17 protein-coding genes and 1 tRNA gene are annotated in these 19,070 nt (G+C 70.6%); 11 read left to right on the forward strand and 7 right to left on the reverse strand.

Annotated features, from left to right (window positions below; all coding sequences use genetic code 11):
- Positions 1-59 precede the first annotated feature (59 nt).
- On the forward strand, positions 60-1,031 hold the full coding sequence (locus tag SH922_RS16595) for a helix-turn-helix transcriptional regulator (RefSeq protein WP_393058733.1): 972 nt from the start codon (positions 60-62) through the stop codon (positions 1,029-1,031).
- Between the two features lie 121 nt (positions 1,032-1,152).
- On the opposite strand, the gene SH922_RS16600 is transcribed toward SH922_RS16595, so the two are convergent.
- Positions 1,153-2,151: a sigma-70 family RNA polymerase sigma factor gene (locus SH922_RS16600; RefSeq protein WP_363067253.1), complete on the reverse strand. Its 999-nt coding sequence runs from the start codon at positions 2,149-2,151 to the stop codon at positions 1,153-1,155.
- A 147-nt stretch (positions 2,152-2,298) separates the two neighbouring features.
- On the opposite strand from SH922_RS16600, the gene SH922_RS16605 reads away from it, so the two are divergent.
- Entirely contained in the window at positions 2,299-2,853 is a 555-nt protein-coding gene (locus SH922_RS16605; RefSeq protein ID WP_393058734.1) for a GNAT family N-acetyltransferase, read from the forward strand.
- A gap of 71 nt (positions 2,854-2,924) precedes the next feature.
- Positions 2,925-3,965 (forward strand): questin oxidase family protein, encoded by a 1,041-nt coding sequence (locus SH922_RS16610; RefSeq protein ID WP_393058735.1) that lies wholly within the window; start codon positions 2,925-2,927, stop codon positions 3,963-3,965.
- A 50-nt stretch (positions 3,966-4,015) separates the two neighbouring features.
- Here the strand turns inward: SH922_RS16610 and SH922_RS16615 are convergent, their stop codons facing one another.
- Positions 4,016-4,798, reverse strand: a complete 783-nt coding sequence (locus tag SH922_RS16615; protein WP_393058736.1) for a dioxygenase — start codon at positions 4,796-4,798, stop codon at positions 4,016-4,018.
- Between the two features lie 134 nt (positions 4,799-4,932).
- Between SH922_RS16615 and SH922_RS16620 the strand changes: the two genes are divergently transcribed.
- Entirely contained in the window at positions 4,933-5,448 is a 516-nt protein-coding gene (locus tag SH922_RS16620) for a MarR family winged helix-turn-helix transcriptional regulator (protein WP_393058737.1), read from the forward strand.
- 105 nt (positions 5,449-5,553) lie between these two features.
- Here the strand turns inward: SH922_RS16620 and SH922_RS16625 are convergent, their stop codons facing one another.
- Both SH922_RS16625 and SH922_RS16630 read right to left on the reverse strand, forming a co-directional pair.
- Complete coding sequence (locus SH922_RS16625) at positions 5,554-7,083, reverse strand: MFS transporter (RefSeq protein ID WP_393058738.1); 1,530 nt, start codon at positions 7,081-7,083, stop codon at positions 5,554-5,556.
- 209 nt (positions 7,084-7,292) lie between these two features.
- The gene (locus tag SH922_RS16630; protein ID WP_393058739.1) at positions 7,293-7,955 is read right to left on the reverse strand and encodes a TetR/AcrR family transcriptional regulator; all 663 of its coding nucleotides are present in this window, start codon (positions 7,953-7,955) and stop codon (positions 7,293-7,295) included.
- Between the two features lie 362 nt (positions 7,956-8,317).
- Here SH922_RS16630 and SH922_RS16635 point away from each other — a divergent pair, with 362 nt between their 5' ends.
- A complete protein-coding gene (locus SH922_RS16635) occupies positions 8,318-9,595 on the forward strand; it encodes a M6 family metalloprotease domain-containing protein (RefSeq protein WP_393058740.1) in 1,278 nt (425 codons plus the stop codon).
- Here the strand turns inward: SH922_RS16635 and SH922_RS16640 are convergent.
- Positions 9,582-10,973: a class I adenylate-forming enzyme family protein gene (locus SH922_RS16640; RefSeq protein WP_393058741.1), complete on the reverse strand. Its 1,392-nt coding sequence runs from the start codon at positions 10,971-10,973 to the stop codon at positions 9,582-9,584. The genes SH922_RS16635 and SH922_RS16640 overlap by 14 nt on opposite strands.
- Before the next feature lie 737 nt (positions 10,974-11,710).
- Between SH922_RS16640 and SH922_RS16645 the strand changes: the two genes are divergently transcribed.
- The 3 genes from SH922_RS16645 (at position 11,711) to SH922_RS16655 (ending at position 13,337) form a co-directional block, all read left to right on the forward strand.
- Entirely contained in the window at positions 11,711-12,334 is a 624-nt protein-coding gene (locus tag SH922_RS16645) for a glyoxalase (RefSeq protein ID WP_393058742.1), read from the forward strand.
- 28 nt (positions 12,335-12,362) lie between these two features.
- Positions 12,363-13,061, forward strand: a complete 699-nt coding sequence (locus SH922_RS16650) for a HEAT repeat domain-containing protein (RefSeq protein ID WP_393058743.1) — start codon at positions 12,363-12,365, stop codon at positions 13,059-13,061.
- Positions 13,062-13,264: 203 nt separating this feature from the next.
- Positions 13,265-13,337, forward strand: a tRNA-Arg gene (locus tag SH922_RS16655).
- Between the two features lie 179 nt (positions 13,338-13,516).
- On the opposite strand, the gene SH922_RS16660 is transcribed toward SH922_RS16655, so the two are convergent.
- Complete coding sequence (locus tag SH922_RS16660) at positions 13,517-13,642, reverse strand: hypothetical protein (protein WP_393058744.1); 126 nt, start codon at positions 13,640-13,642, stop codon at positions 13,517-13,519.
- Between the two features lie 441 nt (positions 13,643-14,083).
- Between SH922_RS16660 and SH922_RS16665 the strand changes: the two genes are divergently transcribed.
- Together SH922_RS16665 and SH922_RS16670 are read left to right on the forward strand one after the other, a co-directional pair.
- Positions 14,084-15,394 carry a cation:proton antiporter gene (locus SH922_RS16665; protein WP_393058745.1) on the forward strand — a complete coding sequence of 437 codons (1,311 nt, stop codon included), beginning with the start codon at positions 14,084-14,086 and terminating at the stop codon, positions 15,392-15,394.
- Positions 15,395-15,792: 398 nt separating this feature from the next.
- On the forward strand, positions 15,793-17,220 hold the full coding sequence (locus tag SH922_RS16670; protein ID WP_393058746.1) for an FG-GAP repeat protein: 1,428 nt from the start codon (positions 15,793-15,795) through the stop codon (positions 17,218-17,220).
- A 109-nt stretch (positions 17,221-17,329) separates the two neighbouring features.
- Here the strand turns inward: SH922_RS16670 and SH922_RS16675 are convergent, their stop codons facing one another.
- Positions 17,330-18,523, reverse strand: a complete 1,194-nt coding sequence (locus SH922_RS16675; protein ID WP_393058747.1) for an MFS transporter — start codon at positions 18,521-18,523, stop codon at positions 17,330-17,332.
- Positions 18,524-18,651: 128 nt separating this feature from the next.
- Between SH922_RS16675 and SH922_RS16680 the strand changes: the two genes are divergently transcribed.
- The gene (locus tag SH922_RS16680; RefSeq protein ID WP_393058748.1) at positions 18,652-18,984 is read left to right on the forward strand and encodes an ArsR/SmtB family transcription factor; all 333 of its coding nucleotides are present in this window, start codon (positions 18,652-18,654) and stop codon (positions 18,982-18,984) included.
- Positions 18,985-19,070 lie beyond the last annotated feature (86 nt).

The raw sequence follows: 19,070 nt of genomic DNA on the forward strand, positions 1-19,070 counted from the left end.
AGGAAGTTAAACGTCCATTAGGTCAAGTCATGACCCAATGGACGGGCATCCTGAGTGACATGACCGACACCCCGGCACGACTGCTGAATCTGCTGTCACTGCTCCAGACGCCGCGCGAGTGGCCGGGCAGTGAACTCGCCGACCGGCTCGACGTCAGCCCGCGCACCATCCGCCGCGACATCGACCGCCTCCGCGACCTGGGCTATCCCGTCGAGGCGTCACGCGGCTCGGTCGGCGGCTACCGGCTCGTGGCCGGTACGGCGATGCCGCCGCTCCTGCTGGACGACGAGGAGGCGGTGGCCATCGCGGTGGGTCTGCGGGCCGGGGCCGGCCATGCCATCGAAGGCGTCGACGAGGCCTCCGTACGGGCGCTGGCCAAACTGGAGCAGGTACTGCCCTCACGGCTGCGGCACCGGGTCTCCACCCTGCAGAACGCGACGATGCCACTGGCCCGCGGAGACGGGTCGACGATCGACCCGCAGACGCTGACCGTGATGGCCTCGGCGGTCACCGGGCGGGAGCGGCTGCGGTTCGCGTACCGCGCGGGGGACGGCGCCGAGACGCGGCGGCAGGTGGAGCCGTACCGCCTGGTGAGCACCGGGTGGCGCTGGTATCTCGTCGCGTACGACCTGGAGCGGGAGGACTGGCGCACCTTCCGGGTCGACCGGGTCAGTGATCCGTATCCGACGGGAGCCCGTTTCACGCCGCGCGAGCTGCCGACCGGCGACGCGGCGGAGTTCCTCAGCAGTTCCATGGCGCGCAGACAGCCGGAGCTGGCGGTCGACGTGAGCTTCGCGGCGCCCGCCGAGTTCGTGGCCTCGCGGCTGCCCGCCTCGATCGGCCCGCTGGAGCAGACCGGCGAGCACGGCTGCCGGCTGCGGGCGGTGCTGAGCGACTCACTGGAATGGGTGGCGCTGCGCCTCGCACTGGTGGACTGCGAGTTCACCGCACACCAGCCGCCGCAGCTGGTCACGTATCTGCAGGACCTGGGCAGCCGGCTCAGCCGTGCCGCGGCGCCCCCGGCTTCGTAGGGCGTTCCGCGCTGCCGGAAAAAGGATGAGCCCCGGCGCCAGGGGGGGGTGGGCGCCGGGACTCAGCTCTAGGGGGCCGCCGTTGTGAAGCGGCCCAATTCGGAGGTTACTGGACGCGGGCTCATGCCGCAGCGTCAAAGCCCGTGTCGTGAGCCATTCGCTTCAGTTCGAGCAGTGCGTGCTTCTCGATCTGGCGGATCCGCTCGCGGGTGAGCCCGTGCTGCTTGCCCACCTCGGTCAGGGTCCGCTCACGGCCGTCCTCGATGCCGTACCGCATACGGATGATCGACGCGGTGCGGTTGTCGAGCTTGCCGATCAGCTCCTCCAGCTCCTCGCTGCGCAGCAGCGTCATCACGGACTGCTCCGGCGAAACGGCGGAGGTGTCCTCCAGGAGGTCACCGAACTGCGTGTCACCGTCGTCGTCCACCGACATGTTCAGACTGACCGGGTCGCGGGCCCAGTCCAGGACGTCGCTGACCCGTGACGTGGTCGAGTCCAGCTCGGCGGCGATCTCCGAGTGCTCCGGGTCGCGCCCGTTCTCGCGGTTGAACTCGCGCTGAACGCGGCGGATCCGGCCGAGCTCCTCCACCAGGTGGACGGGGAGCCGGATCGTGCGCGACTGGTCGGCTATGGAACGGGTGATGGCCTGCCGGATCCACCACGTCGCATACGTGGAGAACTTGAAGCCCTTGGCGTAGTCGAACTTCTCGACCGCGCGCACCAGACCGGCGTTGCCCTCCTGAATCAGGTCGAGCAGGGGCAGCCCGGCTCGCGGATAGCGACGGGCGACGGCGACAACGAGTCGGAGGTTGGAACGGATGAATATGTCCTTGGCGCGCTCGCCCTCGGCGACCAGCGCCTCCAGCTCCTCGCGCGAGGCCCCGCCGGCTTCGCTCTCCACCGCACCGTCGAGGACCTGCTGTGCGAAGACACCCGCCTCCAGGGTCTGCGACAGCTCGACCTCCTTGGCGGCATCGAGCAGCGGCGTGCGCGCGATCTCGTCCAGGTACATGCCGACCAGGTCGCGATCGGCGATCTCCCCGCCCACGGCGCGAACACTGCTTGCCCGGTTGGTCCCGCCGGTGGCGGACGAACGACGGGCGACGGCACGGGTTGCCATGCGTGCTCCCTTGCTGAGTAGGTCGCGACACCCTTTCGGGTGCCCTGCATCCGATGGAAACAACGACTGGAATCCGGACAGAATTCCCATGACCGGCATTCATTTTCGAGATCATGCAGTACCCTGTCGCGCCGACAGGGAGGGCACATGACACAGCTGGACACGGAAGTGCAGGTCAGACCGGGCGTCGAGAGCGATCTTGTGGCCCTCACGGACATCTACAACCATTACGTGCGTGAGACCGCCGTCACATTCGACATAGCCCCCTTCGCTCCCGAGCAGCGCCTGCCGTGGCTGCTCTCCCATCCCGAAGACGGACCGCACCGGCTTCTGGTTGCTCAGGACGTCCGCGACGTGGACGAACCGAGCGGGACGCGCCCCCGGATCCTGGGCTACGCCACCAGCAGCGCGTTCCGCCCCAAGGCGGCGTACTCCACCTCCGTCGAGGTGAGCGTCTACTGCTCCTCCGACGCCACGGGGCGGGGCGTCGGCACCCTCCTGTACGCGGCGCTCTTCGAGGCCCTGGCCGGTGAGGACCTGCGTCGCGCGTACGCGGGCATCGCCCAGCCCAACGATCCCTCCGTACGCCTGCACGAACGCTTCGGGTTCCGCCACATCGGCACATACACGGAGGTCGGCCGGAAGTTCGACCGGTACTGGGACGTGGCCTGGTACGAGAAACAACTGGGACCGCAGACCTAGTCCCGGCGCCCCGCCCATCCCGGACCGCAGCCCGTTACCGGGCGACGGCACCGCACCTACCGTGATTCCGCATGGACCCCACGACGCACTTCCCGTCCGACACGTCCGGCACGCTGGACGAAGCGCTGGAGCGGCTCCACTCCTTCGGCCCCGAGCGCGGCGGCTGGCTGAGCAATCACGCCCCGATGGCCGTCGAGGCGCTGGTGCGCCACGGCGCGGCACCCGGGGTGCACCGGTGGCTGGACCACTACCGGGACAAGCTGGAGGACATGCCGGACCCGGCCGCCGAGGTGACGCCCGAGAACTGGCAGGGGGCGCTGGGCGACCCCCGTCGCATCGCCGACTGGGCGGTGTACTTCGAGCGCGAGACGGCCGGCCGGCCCTGGCGCGAGGTCCTCGCCGAGTGGTGGCCGCGGCTGCTGCCCGGGATCGCGGCCGGGGCCACGCACCCCGTGATCCGCGTCGGACACGGCGTGCGCACGCTGCTCGGCGCGCCGGAGACCCCGCCCCGCGTGACCGAGCTGGCCCACGCCCTCGGCTACTGGGCGGCCCGCCATCAGCCGCTGCCCCCGCTGTCCTCGCTCGCCCCGGCAGCCGACGCCGCCACCGCGCTGGACGCGGTGCCGAGGGTGCCCGACCGGAGCGGCGGCATCCGGGACCGGCTGGATCAGCTGACCGCGTTCCCCCGGTGGCCCGGCCCGGCCGTCACCGGCCCGGACAGCGCCCGCGACCGCCTGGAGGAGCTGGTGCGGGCCGCCACCCATCGCTATGCGGTGTACGGATACGGCGAGCCGGTCATGCTGGTGCACGCCGCCACCGCCCCCAATGCCGTACTGCGCACCCTGCCCGCGCTCCCCCGCGAGCTGTGGGCGCCGAGCCTGGGGGCCGCCTGGGCAGCGAGCGCGGCGGTCACGGCCGCGTACTCCCCGCCGCGGCCCGCCGAGCACGCGGCCGCGACCGGGCGGCCTTCCCCCGAGGACGTCTTCGCCCGGGCCGCCGCACACGGCGACGACCACACCATCAAGTTCACCGACACCGCTCTGGACGTCGGTGACCCGACCGCGCTGGCCGCCGCGATCCGCTCCGTCGCAATGAATCCTCCGGCGCTCTGACCCGCGCCCCCGGGCCCGGCCGAGGCGCGGGGTCGCGCCCCGCGCCCGCCTCAGCCGAACTGCACCGAGCGCTTCGCCAGCCCCATCCAGAAGCCTTCGATCACGCTGCGCCCCTGGTCCAGCTCCTGCTCCGCGGCGCCGAGCGTGACGAAGAGGGGGGCGAAGTGCTCGGTGCGCGGGTGGGCGAGCCGGCCGGCCGGGGACTTGTGCTCGAAGTCCAGCAGCGCGTCGATGTCCTGCGCCTGAAGCGCCCGGTGCCCCCAGTCGTCGAACTCCGTCGACCAGGCAGGAGTGCCGCCACCCGGATGCCGCAGCGCGGCCAGGTTGTGCGTGAAGAAGCCGCTTCCGACGATCAGGACACCCTCGTCGCGCAGCGGCGCGAGCTTGCGTCCGATGTCCATCAGCTTCTGCGGGTCCAGGGTGGGCATGGAGATCTGCAGCACCGGAATGTCGGCCGCCGGGAACATCTCCACCAGCGGGACGTACGCCCCGTGGTCCAGGCCCCGGTCGGGGATGTCCTGGACCGGCGTACCGGCGCCACGCAGCAGCTTGCGGACACTCTCGGCCAGTGCGGGTGCGCCCGGCGCGGCGTACTGCACCTGGTAGTAGTGCTCGGGGAAGCCCCAGAAGTCGTAGACCAGCGGGATCGTCTCGGTGGAGCCCAGCGCGAGCGGGGCCTCCTCCCAGTGGGCCGAGACGATGAGAACGGCGGTGGGGCGCGGCAGACCGGCGGACCAGGCCGCGAGCTCGCCGGGCCAGACCGGGTCGTCGGCCAGCGGCGGTGCGCCGTGGGACAGATAGAGGGCGGGCATGCGCTCCGCGGTGACTGTCATGACACTCCCCATCCACTGCTGCTCAAGGTAATTCTTTTACGGGGTCTTCAACAGGAACATTGCTTTAATCTTCAAGTTCCTACCCTTGGAGACCTTAGCTCTATCTAGTTCAACTTTCAAGAAAAGGTCGTACAGTGGAGTACATGACCACGGCATCCACCGGTGGGCCTCGCTGGCTCAGCGAAGAAGAACAGAGCGTCTGGCGTGCGTATCTGCACGCCACCACGCTCCTGGAGGATCACCTCGACCGCCAGTTGCAGCGCGATGCCGGCATGCCGCACATCTACTACGGACTGCTCGTCCAGCTCTCCCAGGCCCCCCGCCGCCGCCAGATGCGGATGACCGAACTGGCCAAGGACGCCAAGATCACCCGGTCCCGGCTCTCGCACGCCGTCGCCCGGCTGGAGAAGAGCGGCTGGGTGCGCCGCGAGGACTGCCCGTCCGACAAGCGCGGCCAGAACGCGGTCCTCACCGAGGAGGGCTACGAGATGCTCCGCCGCTCGGCCCCGGGCCACGTCAGTGCCGTACGCCAGGCGATGTTCGACCGGCTCACCCCCGAGCAGGTGCGCTCGCTCGGCGAGATCATGCAGGTGATGGCTGCCGGTCTCCAGCCGGAGGGCACCGACGCGGACCTCCCCTGGCTCCGCTGACCGCGCCGCACCCCACCCCGCACGCGCCTCTGCCCCGGTTCCGCAGAACGGAACCGGGGCAGAGTTCGCTTCGCACCGCGTCACGGCACGCCGCGCGCAAGGGGATCAGTGCGCGACGACCGGCACCTTGAACTCGTCCTCGACAGCGTCGGCGGAACCGGTGCCCCCGGACGTCGCGGGCGTCGACGTCGGACGGCCGGCGTTGATGAAGGTCCCCGCGATCGCGGCGGCCACCACCAGGATGCCGACGGCCCACCAGATGGCGCCGGTGAAGCCGTGCACCATCGACTGGAGCTTCAGCAGCTCCGGGTCGGTGGCACCGAGCGCGGCGTGCGAGGTGGCGTACGCCGTGGCGGCCGAGGCGGCGATGGTGTTGAGCAGCGCCGTACCGATCGCACCACCGACCTGCTGCGAGGTGTTGACCATCGCGGAGGCGACACCCGCGTCACGCGGCTCGATGCCGTGCGTGGCCAGCGACATGGCGGGCATGAACGCCGTGCCCATACCCAGACCCAGCAGGAGCTGCCCCGGCAGGATGACCGCCGCGTAGGACGAGTCGATCTCCAGCTGCGTGAGCAGCAGCATGCCGACGCCGGCGGCGAGGAAGCCGGGGGCCATCAGCATGCGGGCCGGGACCCGCGTCATCAGCCGGGCACCGATCTGCGTCGAGCCGGCGATCATGCCGACGATCATCGGCATGAAGGCGAAGCCCGTCTTGATCGGCGAGTAGCCCTTGACGACCTGCAGGTAGTACGTGAGGAACAGGAACAGGCCGAACATCGCGATGATGGCCAGACCCAGCGAGAGGTAGACGCCACCACGGTTGCGGTCCATCACGACGCGCAGCGGGAGCAGCGGCGACTTGACCTTGGCCTCGACCAGGACGAACGCCAGCAGCAGGACGCCGGAGGCGACGAACGTGCCGATGGTCAGCGCGTCCGACCAGCCGCTGGACTCGGCACGGGTGAATCCGTACACCAGCGAGACCAGACCCAGCGCGGACAGGACGACGCCGGGGATGTCGAGCGACGAACGGTTACGGCTGCCGGCCGGCTCACGGATCACGAAGTAAGCACCGGCTGCGGCGACGACCGCGAACGGGATGTTGACGAAGAACGTCCAGCGCCAGTTCAGCGTCTGGGTGAGCAGGCCGCCGAGGATCAGACCGACAGCGCCACCGCCACCGGCGATCGCACCGTAGATGCCGAACGCCTTGGCACGCTCCTTGGCGTCGGTGAACATCACCGCGAGCAGCGAGAGAGCCGCCGGGGCGAGCAGCGCGCCGAACACACCCTGAAGTGCGCGGGAGCCGAACAGCATGCCCTGGTTCTGTGCCGCGCCGCCGAGTGCGGAGGCCAGTGCGAAGCCGATCAGACCGACGACGAAGGTGCGCTTACGGCCCCAGAGGTCGGCGATCCGGCCGCCGAAGAGCAGCAGTCCGCCGAAGGCGAGGGCGTACGCCGTGATGACCCACTGCTTGTTGGCATCGGTGATGCCGAGGTCCGTCTGGGCGTGCGGAAGCGCGATGTTCACGATGGTGGCGTCGAGCACGACCATCAACTGTGCGAGTGCGATGAACGCCAGCGCCTTCCAGCGACTGGGGTCCGGGAGTCGGATATCAGCTGTTTTTGACATGGGAGTAGCCACCTAAGGACGCGCGAGGGAGCGCGAGGTCGTGAACCGTGAATTCGGTGATGACCGGTCAACCCGGTGAGGGCCGGTCGAAAGCGAGAGCGAGGGCTGGGCGAGGACTGGGCGAGGTGGGTTCTGGTCTGGGAACTGGGGGTGGTCGAGGCGTGGCGGACACGCGGCCGGGCATCCGGTTCAGGAGCCCGGCACGAGGGTCATGTCCGGCGCCGCAGATCCTCCAAGGTCGCCGCCGTTCCGGGGAGTACGGACCGGGCCGGGGCCTCCAGTCCGTCCAGGAACAGCTGGATGTGGCGGTGGGTGAACCGGTCGATGTTCGGACAGGCGATGCCCGGCAGCGGCCGGGTGAGCTGGGAGAGGGCGACCAGTACGTCTCCGACGGCGATGTCGGTACGCAGGCGCCCCGCGGACATGGCGCGCGCGACGAGCCCCTCGACGGCCTCTTCGAGGCGCCGGCGCTCGGCGAGCAGTTCGGGATGGTCCTTGTCGAAGCCGCCGGACAGCATGGGGCACAGCGCCCCGATCCGTTCGTCGGCCGCCGCGTGCACGAAGCGGGTGAGCGCGACGAAGGAGTCGGACTCCTCCCTCGCGGCCTCCTCGGCGCGGTCGGTGGTGCGGGAGGTGACCGAGAGGACGACCTCATGGGTCAGCGCGGCCCGGTCGGGGAAGTTCCGGTAGAGGGTGGCGTTGCCGACGCCTGCGCGGCGGGCGACCTCGTCGAGCGGCACATCCGGCCCGAACTCGACGAACATCTCGCGCGCGGCCGTCACGATCCGCTCCCGGTTGCGCAGCGCGTCGGCCCGCGGGCGGGGCGTACGCGGCTGCGCGGTTCCGGCTGCGGTGCGGGCGACGGTGTCCACGGCGGCGCTCCTTCTCTTCCTGGTCTTCCGTTACGGGTCGTGCTGCTTGCGGTCTTCTGCTGCGGCGGGCGCCCTGCCTGGGGCTTGCCCCCGCTCGAGCTTGTGCCGTTCCTGCGTTCGTAACTCCGGCGACCCATCCGGTTAACCGGGGACCGCCTCCCCGTTTCGCAGGGACACCGATGCAAACGGGGAAATGGTCCCCGGTTATTTCCGGCTCCATTGTGACCTGCGCCACACTCTTTGGGGTGGGGAAAAACCCACCGATCGGCGCACCCAACGCGCGGCGCCGCAGCGCCCGGCTAAGGCTGATCGACAGAGCGCAGTCGGGGTCGGCCGACTGCCGCGGACCCGAAGGCGCCTCTATGCAGCAGCCCCGCCACCGGATACGCAAGCACCGTCACCCGGTAGCCCTCGGCGCGGCAACGGCCCTGGTCATCGCGGCACTGGCCTCGGCCAGCAGCACCCTCCCCCTGCCCAGCCGAGCCTCCGCCGGGCCGATGACCACCGCCCGGGCGGCCGGTCTCGGCCCGTGCCGGATATCGGCGACCATGGGGGTGCAGATGTCGGAGGGCATGCCCACGCAGCCGGGCTACGCCCGTTCCACCGGCCAGGTGCACGCACTGAACCTGATGATCGACTTCCCCGACGCGCCGGGGAAGGAACCGGCCGTGGACCGGCTCGCCGAATTCTTCCCCCAGACCACGGACTGGTTCCGCAGGAGTTCCTACGGGCGGCTCACCTATGTGCCCGAAGCGCCGGTGAAGACCTGGCTGCGGATGCCGCTGCCGTTCTCGGAGTACGGGATCGAGCGCGGATCACCGTACGAACCGGGCTACCGCCACCTCGTCCAGGACATCGTCACCGCCGCCGACCCGAAGGTGGACTTCACCGCATACGACCTGGTCAACATCCTGGTCAGCCCGAACGCCGGGCCCTCGGCCCTGGACACCGTGCTGTCCGTGACCTTCTCGGGCAACGACGACGCCCCGTACGCGGACGGCGTGCCGCTCTCCAACACGTCCTTCGTCTACAGCCGCCAGGACGACGGCTCGGGCTCGTACCCCCAGACCGGCTACCGCGTCCTGCCGCACGAGAACGGCCATGTCTTCGGCCTGCCCGACCTCTACACGATGGAGGGCGGGGGCTCGGTCGGACACTGGGACATCATGTCGGAGGACTGGGGCGCCAACAACGACCTGCTGGGCTGGCACAAATGGAAGCTCGGCTGGCTGGACAACAGCCAGATCAGCTGCGCCTCCCAGCCCGGCACCAGCGACCACGTCCTGGAACCGCTGGCCACCCACGGCGGCACGAAGCTGGCGTTCGTGCCGCTGACCGCGGAATCCGGCTATGCGGTGGAAGTACGGACCCAGGCCGGGAACGACCAGGAGGTGTGCCGGCCGGGCGTGCTGATCTACAGGGTGAGCTCGGACGTCGACACCGGCCAGGGTCCCGTGTCCGTCACGGACAGCACCAAGGACAGCAGCGGCTGCACCCGGCTGCCCAACGTGCACGCCGAACTCTCCGACGCCGCGTTCCAGCCCGGTCAGACGTTCACCGACCGGGCCAACGGGGTCCGCATCTCGGTGGTCGACAAGGACTCCAAGGGCTACTACCGCGTACGCATCACTCGCCTCTGACCACGCGCGCCCCGGTCGTGCCGCCGGCACCGCTGCCGACGACATCGACCCGGCCCTCCCGGACCACCGCCAGGTCTCCGGTACGGAACCAGCCGCCGGTGAACGCCTGCGCCGTGGCCTCCTCGTCCCGCCAGTAACCCCGGACCAGCGCCTGACCACGAAGCCACAGCTCGCCGGCCTCCCCGTCGGGCAGCGCCTCGCCCGCCGGGCCGGCGATCCGCACCTCGGTACTCGGCGTCGGCCGCCCCACACCGCCCGGGCGGAGCCGGCACTCGGCACCGAGGTTCGCCAGGACGGCGCCGCCGGTCTCGGTCAGCCCGTAACCGCTGCGCGGCTCGATCCGCTCCCCGCAGCGGGCGGTCAACTGCGCCACCAGGTCCCGTGGTGCCGCGACCCCACCGGTGTCGAGCGCCTGGAGGCTCTCCAGCCCGTCCCCCGTCCGGGCGGCCGCGGCAAGCAGCTGGAGGGCGCTTGCCGGTACCCCGGAGTACTGCGTGACGCGGTGCTCCCCGATCAGCCGCAGTGCCTCGTCCGCGTCCCACTCGCGCATCAGGACGACGGCGCCACCCGCCGACATCGCGGCGCAGACGCCCGCGAAGGCCGCTACGTGGAAGAACGGGAACGTCAGCAGCGTGACGGGCACGGGACCCTGTCCCGGGATGACTCCCCGGCCGAGCGCGGAGGCGGCCGCGTGGAAGCGCGGGTTGCGCGCGGCACCCGCCTGGGCGAGCTGGGTGGCGACGGCACCCTTGGGCCTGCCGCCGGCGCCCGAGGTGTAGAAGATCGTCGCGTCGTCCTCGGGCCGGATCTCGACCTCGGGCGGCGCGGCGAACGGATCGGGCGCCGGCAGGTCCTCGCACCGCTCGACGCCCTCCGCGTACCGGCCGGCCTCCTCGGCAGGCCCCCCGGCGCGGGTCTCGCGAGCGGGGCGGTGGTCTTCGCCGCCGAAGACGATCACGCGCGCCCCGGCCTTCCCGGCCCATTCCGCAACCAGCGGCAGCCGCTCTCCGTCGACCAGCAGCACCCGTGGCCCGCAGTCGTCGAGCGCGTGGGTGAACTCGTCCTCCGTCCACCCCGCGTCCAGCGGCACGGCGACCAGTCCGGCCAGCTGGGCGGCCCAGAACGCGATCTGCCACTCCGGACGGTTGCGCATCGCGACCACCGCCCGGTCGCCCGGGCGGAGCCCGTACCTCTCGCTCAGCCGGCACGCCAGAGCGGACGCGGCGGCGAAGAACTCACCGTACGAACAGCTGCGCTCCCCCGCGATCAGGAACGGCTGGTCCCCGAACGCCCAGGTGGTCTCCACGAACTCACGGAGCGTCCTGGGCCCGTCGGCGTACACGAGCGAGCCCGCCTGCGGCCCGTCCTCCTCCCGCACGACAGCGAACGGACCGCCGGGACCGGCCAGCGCGGCATGCACACGGGTTACCGCTTCGACTGAGGGAGGTACGGCTGGGGTCGGATCGGAATGCGGCACGAACAACCTTCCTGAGCACGGCGTCGGGCGGCACGCCCGTATGACGCAACACACTGACGGCAATCCCCATCGGCCACGCCGCCGAGGCTCCCCTCGTGGCGTGCATGCGCGAATGCGCGCATGCACCGAGTAGTTCACGTCCCGTCCTGTCCGCACAGTCCCGCACGGATCCGTGACTCACATCACAGCACGAAGGTCACACCCGAAGCCCCGGGACCCGGGTACACGCCAACTTCCCTCAGTGGCCCGATCCAGGACGAAATACGAAAGTCCCCGGGGTGACCAGTAGTCGTAAGACGCGCACCGGGGCACAGGCCCAGGTGTCCGCAGGGGCGAGCCCGCACGCGAGATCGAGGAGTACGCGGTGGGCACGGTCTGCGCCGCCGTACCCATCACCGTCGGCGCGGTCCCCTCGACCATCGCGATCTCACTCCCGCTGGCCGGGTCGCACCGGCCGCACCGGACCGCCCGGCAGCTCAAGGCACGTAGCGAACGGACTCTGACCTCGCCCGCTTCACGGTCACCGGCTGACCGTCGAAGAAGCGCCGGACCGGCCACCCCCTGCCCGGCTGCCCATCGGCCGAACCGGTCAGGAATCAAGAAGCACCCGCGGCAGGCCCCCAAATAACGTGAAGCACATGACCTCCATCGAAGCCCTCACCCTCGAAGTGGCCGACACCGCGGCCGCCCACCGCTTCTACACCGCCCTCGGCCTGGACACCCGGGTGGGCCTGCGCTCCTCGGATGCACCCACCACCGGATTCCGCGGGTTCTCGCTGTCGCTCACGATGTCCCAGCCGGCCGACGTCCGCGGCTTCGTCGACGCCGCCCTCGACGCCGGTGCCACGTCGCTGAAACCTGCTTCCAAGTCGTTCTGGGGCTACGGAGGCGTCGTCCGGGCTCCCGACGGAACGATCTGGAAGATCGCCACGTCGGCGAAGAAGGACACCGCCCCGGCCACCGGGCAGATCGACCAGATGGTGCTCCTGCTGGGCACTGCGAGCGTGACCGCAAGCAAGCGCTTCTACGTCGAGCGCGGCCTCACCGTGGCCAAGAGCTTCGGCAGTAAGTACGTCGAGTTCGACACCCAGGGCAGCCCCGTCAAGCTGGCCCTGTACGGTCGCCGCGCTCTCGCCAAGGACGTCGGCGTGCCTGTCGACGGCACCGGCTCGCACCGGCTCGCGCTCGTGGGCGGCACCGGCGCTTTCACCGACCCGGACGGGTTCGGCTGGGAGGCCGCGTCGCTGACACCCGCGCCTTGATCCGGGTACGGACCCCGAGGATGAGGGCATGACCGCGGACGAGATCGCTGCCCTCATCGCTCAGGCAGGTCAGAAGGATCCCGATCTCCGCGCCGAGGCGGCGGCCGAGCTGCCCGCCGCCATGTCCGGGCAGCCCGACGACCCCGCACTGGCGGCCTTGATCCCCCTGACCCGCGACCGCGAGGCGTATGTGCGCGAGCGGGCCACCTTCGCACTGGGGCAACTGGCCGGGGTGGACGGACCGGACATCAGGTCGGCCCTGTGGCATCGCGTCGACGACGAGGATCCCGAGACGCGCGAGGAGGCCGTACGCGGTCTGGCCGTGCGCCGGGATCCGCGTGCCGTCCCGCTCCTCGCCGCACTGCTCGAAGAGCCGACCGCATACGTTCAGACGTTCAACGCGGCAGCGGTCCTGGGCGATCCGCGGCTGCTGCCGTCGCTGCGCACGTACGACCCGGCGGATCCCGGTGTCCGGGAAGCGCTCCAGGCCTGCGACCCGGCCGCCCGGGAGCGGCGCGACGCCGCGGCGTGGGCACTGCTTGAAGCGGTCCACGCCCTGCTGCCCACTACGGACGGCGCCCTGTACGCGTCGCACTTCGAGGCGAACCTGACGCTGTCGCTCAGCACCGGCGGACACGGCGAGCTGACGTGGAACGCGGACGCCCTGCTCGTCCGCGCCGGCGGGGATCCCGAACGCGCCGCCGCGCTGGCCGCCGAAGCCGTCTGAAGGAATCGCCGAGGAACCAAGATCATCCACACGCTCGCAGCCTGATCCGGTACGCGTATCTCCCCGCCCTCGGATCAGGCACCACCCGCTACACTGACCGCGGTGGCTGAGCCCTCACGGGCCGCCACCACGACCTGTCGCTGAGCAAGCCTGAGCGTCCGCCTTCCTCGGCAGACCTCAGACACGTTTTCCGACAGATCCCCGCCTTCGTAGCTCAGGGGATAGAGCACCGCTCTCCTAAAGCGGGTGTCGCAGGTTCGAATCCTGCCGGGGGCACAACGCGTTGCCACTCTGACCTGGGGTTTCTCCCCCAGGGAGGGGCCCTACTCGGCCTCGGACTTCTCGTCCGAGGCCGTTTGCGTGAGCGGTGTGTGAGCCGCGCGTGAGCGGACCGGGAATCTCTTTCCCCAATCCGTCCCCACGAATCAGCATCGTCCGGCACGGAGTCGCCGGTCTCACCGAGCTCGGCGCCCACCCCCGGCCTCGTCCGGGATCCCGTCGGCGAAGCACAGCGCGCCGATCCTCGCCTCCACCACATCGGGTGTCGTCACCGACTCAGGAATCTTCTCGAAGTCGCCCATTTGCTCATGCTGCGCGCCACTCGGAACATCCCCATCCGCACCCACTCGGGGGCACCCCAAGCCCAAGGCTGCCCCTCCCCGTCCAGGTTCCACACGGGTCCGGGCCGGTGGCTGATACGGCCTTCTGGCCGAGCGGTGGTGGCACCGTGCGGGGCGACGGTTCACTCCGCCCGCCTGCATCGCCACCTGCCCCGGCCTGAGGCCGGAGGGCTGCCGATCTGGCACTGAACGCGTGTCGGTGCCGTACTCCTGATCCGGCCCCGCGCCACACTGGCTCTCCCGTCGTCACGGTGGCCAGAAGAGGGTGCGCCGCGTGCGTCGGTCTGTCACCGGAGGCCGCCCCCGAGCAGGGGCAAGTTCATGGAGGCGAGCCCCTGCTGTGCCCTTCATCCCCCCAAGTCACGGCTTCGTGCGTTGCGACACCAGGAGGAGTGGGACGTCATGAGTGGTGGCAGCGCCTGGACCGGGGCCGCGGTAGCGGCCGTTACCGCCGGCTACGCGCTGTTCTCGCGCCGCCTGAGCTCGACACCGGTGTCGGCTCCCATGGTGTTCACGGCCTTCGGTGTGGCCATCGGTCCGGTCGGGCTGGACGTTCTCGACCTGGGGCACGACACGGGCCCCGTGATGACGCTGATCGAGGCCGCCCTGGCGCTCTTGCTGTTCACCGACGCGATGACGGTACGACAGCGGGCCCTGCGCGCGAGCGGATTCCTTCCCCTGCGACTCCTGGTCATCGGCCTGCCGTTGAGCATCGCAGCCGGAGCGCTGCTGGCCTGGCCCCTGTTTCCAAGCCTGACGTTGTGGGAGTTCGCGTTGCTGGGCGCCGTCCTCGCCCCCACCGACGCGGCGCTCGGCAAGACCGCCAGTTCCAGTCCCCGGGTCCCGGCCCTCGTGCGCCAGGGGCTCAACGTCGAAAGCGGCCTCAACGACGGCCTGGCGCTGCCGTTCTTCCTCATGTTCCTCGCCGCGATCCCGGGCACGCTCGCCTCCGAGGAAGGCGCGGACGGTGTGTTCTGGCGGGCAGTGGTCCTCAGTACCGCGGTGGGCCTGGCCTTCGGCTGGTCCGGAGGGTGGCTGCTGACCCACGCGCGGGCCCGGAACTGGGTGACCGGTGAATGGCGGCAGGTAGTCGTCCTGGCCGTGGCCTTCTGCGCGTACAGCGTGGCCACCGGCGTCGACGGCAGCGGTTTCATCGCCACCTGGATGGGCGGGTTCGCATTCGGCGCGGCACTGCGCGCGGGCAAGCCGGCTGCCGAGGCACCTGCCAATGAGCGGCCGGCCGACCTGGCCGAGTACGTGGGCGGTCTGCTGGGAACCCTGAGCTTCCTGGTCTTCGGAGCGGTCCTGCTCGGCCCCGTACTGGAGCACCTGAACTGGCGCATCATCCTCTACGCCGTGCTCAGCCTGACGGTCGTACGCATGCTTCCGGTGGCCCTCGCACTGCTCGGCACCGGTATGCGGCCGCCCACGCTCGCCTACGTCGGCTGGTTCGGCCCCCGCGGCCTGGCCTCCGTGGTCTTCGGGCTGCTCATCGTCGAGGACCATGTACCCGGAATCGAACTCCTGGGACAGGTCATCGCGGTCACCATCGGCCTCAGCATTCTGCTCCACGGCATGTCAGCGCACTACTTCGCCAACCTCTACGGCAGCTGGTACGACGGCGCGAAAACCACCGTCCCGGGCCTCCGCGAAGCCCAGGACACGACCGAAGACGCAGCCACACCACACACCGGCTCACGACGCCTTCGCTGAACCAACCAGGACGAGCCGCCCCCAGCGGGCGAGTCGGAGAAGAGAAGCAGCTCGACCTTCGAATCCTGCCGGGGTCACGGAGAAGTACCAGGTCAGGAGCCCTTCCACCCAGTGGGCGGGGAGGGCTCCTGCGCTTGCGGCACATCTATGGCACACATGGCGTGCGCGCGTCTGTCGAGCAGCCGTCATGCAGGGCCCGGGTGGAGCGGTGCTTGCCGACCTCTTCGACGATCACCGCGGGCGTGCACCCGTGGGCGCACCGGGCCACGCGGTCCGGGTTCCGCGGGTGACTTCGGCACCGGCGGGGATCAACCGGGGGGCGGCACTTCGTGGCTCCTCGTACGATGCCCTGACTGCGGCGCACGCCAGGTGCGCCGCGGGGGAGGGGGATCCGGATCATGGTGAACAGACAGGGCCTGCGCGCGGGTTGGAGAACGGGAGCGCTTCTGGTCGCCGTCGTCATGGGCGCTCCGCTGCTGTCGGCCACGCCCGCGGCGGCCGTGCACGGGGCGGTGCCGGGCGACTTCAACGGTGACGGATACCGCGACGCCGTGCTGCCCGCGCCTGGGGCGGACGTGGCCGGCAAGCAGGGAGCCGGTGCCGTGGTCGTGCTCTACGGATCGAAGTCGGGGCTGTCGGCGTCCCGGCGGGCGACCATCACGCAGAACACCACGGGGGTGCCGGGTGCGGCCGAGACGAACGACGGCTTCGGTTCCGCCACCGCGACGGCGGACCTGAACCGGGACGGCTATGCGGACCTGGTGGTCTCCACGCCGTACGAGGACACCACCCAGGGCGAGGACGCCGGCACGGTGACGGTCCTGTGGGGCGGCACGAAGGGGCTGACAGCCGGCACGTACCTGCCGGCGACCACAGTCGGCAGGTACTACGGTCTCGACGTCGCAGCGGTCAGCACCGGCTCCGGTACGAAGACCGAGGTGCTCGTCGGCGGGTACGAGGGGACGATGCGCTTCACGGGGCCCTTCAGCCGCAGCGGCACCTACCACCAGGCCGTGGAGAACCGGGACACCGCTTCCGTGGGAAGCGTCGCGCTGGGCGACTTCGGCCATGACGGCTTCCCGGACGAGGTGGCCGTCACCGTCCGGATGAGCGGTCTGAGCGGCGGCGAGGTGTACGTCGACCCTGCCTACGGCGGCGCTCAGCAGACGGGCAACGGCCTGATCGCGGCCACCGGGGACGTCAACGGCGACGGATACGCCGATCTCGTGGTCGGAGACCCGGACGAGCCGGACAGCGCCGGGGCCAACGGTGCGCTCGGGGGGCGGGTGCTCCTCTGGTACGGCTCGGCGCACGGCATCGCGCGGGACGTGAAGCCGGTGCAGCTGACCCAGAACACCTCCGGTGTTCCTGGCGCGAGCGAGAAGTGGGACAACTTCGGCGGCGCCCTCGCGGTGGCCGACCTGAACGGTGACGGGCTGGCGGACATCGTGGTCGGCTCGCCGCGGGAGGACACGCTCCAGCAGAACGCCGGGCAGGTGACGGTCATCCCCGGCCGCCGCACCGGGGCCCTGGGCGGCGGCGCCTACGCCTTCACCCAGAACTCCGCCGGCATCCCCGGAGCAGACGAGACCGACGACTCATTCGGTACCACCGTGGCCGTCGGCGACACCAACAAGAACGGCAAACCGGAACTCTTCATCAGCGCCGCAGAGGAGAACAACGCCACCGGCGCCGTCTGGGTCCTCCCGGGCGGCACCGGCCGGCCCACCAGCAAGGGCAGCATCATGATCACCGCCGCGGCCGTCGGCTTCCCGCAGCAGTACGGCAGCCTCCTCGGCGGCAACGGACTCCTCGGAGTCATCTGAACGGGACGAGTCGGTCACCCGCCCCGCCCCGTGTCTGAGGCTGCCCGTGCAGAACGGTGTGCCCACGGAGCGGGGTCGCCCCGAGGGCACCATGAGGTGGTGGGACCAGTCACGCCTTGGACTTCTCCGGGCCGGCCGAGGTCGGCGCCGGCGTCACGGGGGCGGGCGCGACGGGGCGACGCGTGGTCCCCAGGTGCCAGAGGAGGGTGAGGGCGGTGACGCCGGCAGCAACTGGCCCAAGTCCGGCCGGGGCAAGCCCGAACCACTCCTGTGCCAGCCCGCCGAGACCGCCGCCGAGGGCGACGCCGATGTAGAGCGCGGAGGAATTGAGACCGAGCAGGACCGGCGCGGCGGCGGGACCGAGGGCGATGAGCCGGTGCTGCTGCGGGACGACGACGACTCCGGCACTCACGCCCCAGACCGCCGCCCAGACCAGGGTGGGCGCGAGGGCGCGTGTCGCCAGCGGGGTCAGTGCCAGGGCGAGAGCCGCGAGGGCGAGGGCGCCGGTGAGGACCCGGGCGGAGTCGTGACGGTCGACCAGGCGTCCGGCGGTGATGTTCCCGGCCAGGGTGCCTACACCCCAGGCCAGCAGGATCAGGGTCAGTAGCGCCTCGTTGCCGCCGGTGGCGTCCCGCAGCGCCGGGACGATGTAGGTGTAGAGGGTGTAGGCACCGAGGAAGGCGAGGGAGGTGACCGCCAGCAGTGCCAGTACACGGCCCTGCTTGAGCGGACGCAGGCGGTCGGGCAGCGAGGCGGCGGGGAGCGTCACCCTGGGGAGGCCGACGGCGATGCCGACGATCGCCAGCAGGCCGATCCCGGCGACGGCCCACAGGGTGATGTGCCAGTCGGTGCGGCCGATCAGCGTGCCGAGCGGCAGCCCCAGCGCGGTCGCCAGGGTCAGGCCGCCCAACACGAAGGCCAGGGCCCGGCCACGGCGTTCCGGCGGAGCGATGGCCGCCGCAGTGCTGGAGGCAGCGGAAGTGATGATGCCCGCTCCCACGGCGGTAACGATCCGGGCGGCCATCACCACCTCGTAACTGGTGCCTAAGGCGGTGACAGCGTTGCCGATCACGAACACGCCCAGTGCGACCAGCAACGCCGACCGCCGATCCAGGCCACTGGTGAGGGCCCCCATGACCGGCGCCGACAACGCCAGCGTCAAGGCGAAGACCGTCACCAGTTGACCGGCCGCCGGGGTGGACACTGCCAGGTCGGCAGCGATGGAGGGGAGCAAGCCGGCGATGACGTAGCCGTCGGTGCCGACGGCGAACGTCGCCAGGGCCAGGGGAAGGAGTCGTTTCAACAAGGGATCGTTCCGCCTTTCCGGAGTGCCGCGTAGGTAGGTGATCGGCACTTTAAGCAATACATGGACGCTTGTCCATGAATCAATGAATGGATAGGCTGCGGTCCTGGCACGGACGGAGGGAAGCGATGCGCGAGGTGTCCCAGCCTGCGACCGAGGCGATCCGGATGGTGGAGGTGCTGCGTGCGCTGGCCGATCCGGTGCGACTGGAGATCATCCAGCGGCTCGCCGTGACCGGTGAGGAGAGCTGCAACGCCATCGGCGGCGACCTGGACGTTCACCAGACGACGCTGTCCCACCACTACCGGGTGCTGCGCGAGGCGGGAGTCACCTGGACAACCGTCAAGGGCCGATCCCGGCTGGTACGGATTCGCCGTGACGACCTGGACACGCTGTTCCCCGGCCTGCTCGACTCCGTACTGAACGGAGCTCGCCGCGCGCACCCGGCCGTCGAAGGCTGACGCTCGCCCCGACGTCGCGCCCGCGGCGGCCTCGGCGCACTACTCAGCCCGCGAGGGGAAAGGGAGCCTGGTGCCATCAGCCAGCC

Source organism: Streptomyces sp. LN549 (assembly GCF_043203805.1).
GTDB lineage: Bacteria > Actinomycetota > Actinomycetes > Streptomycetales > Streptomycetaceae > Streptomyces.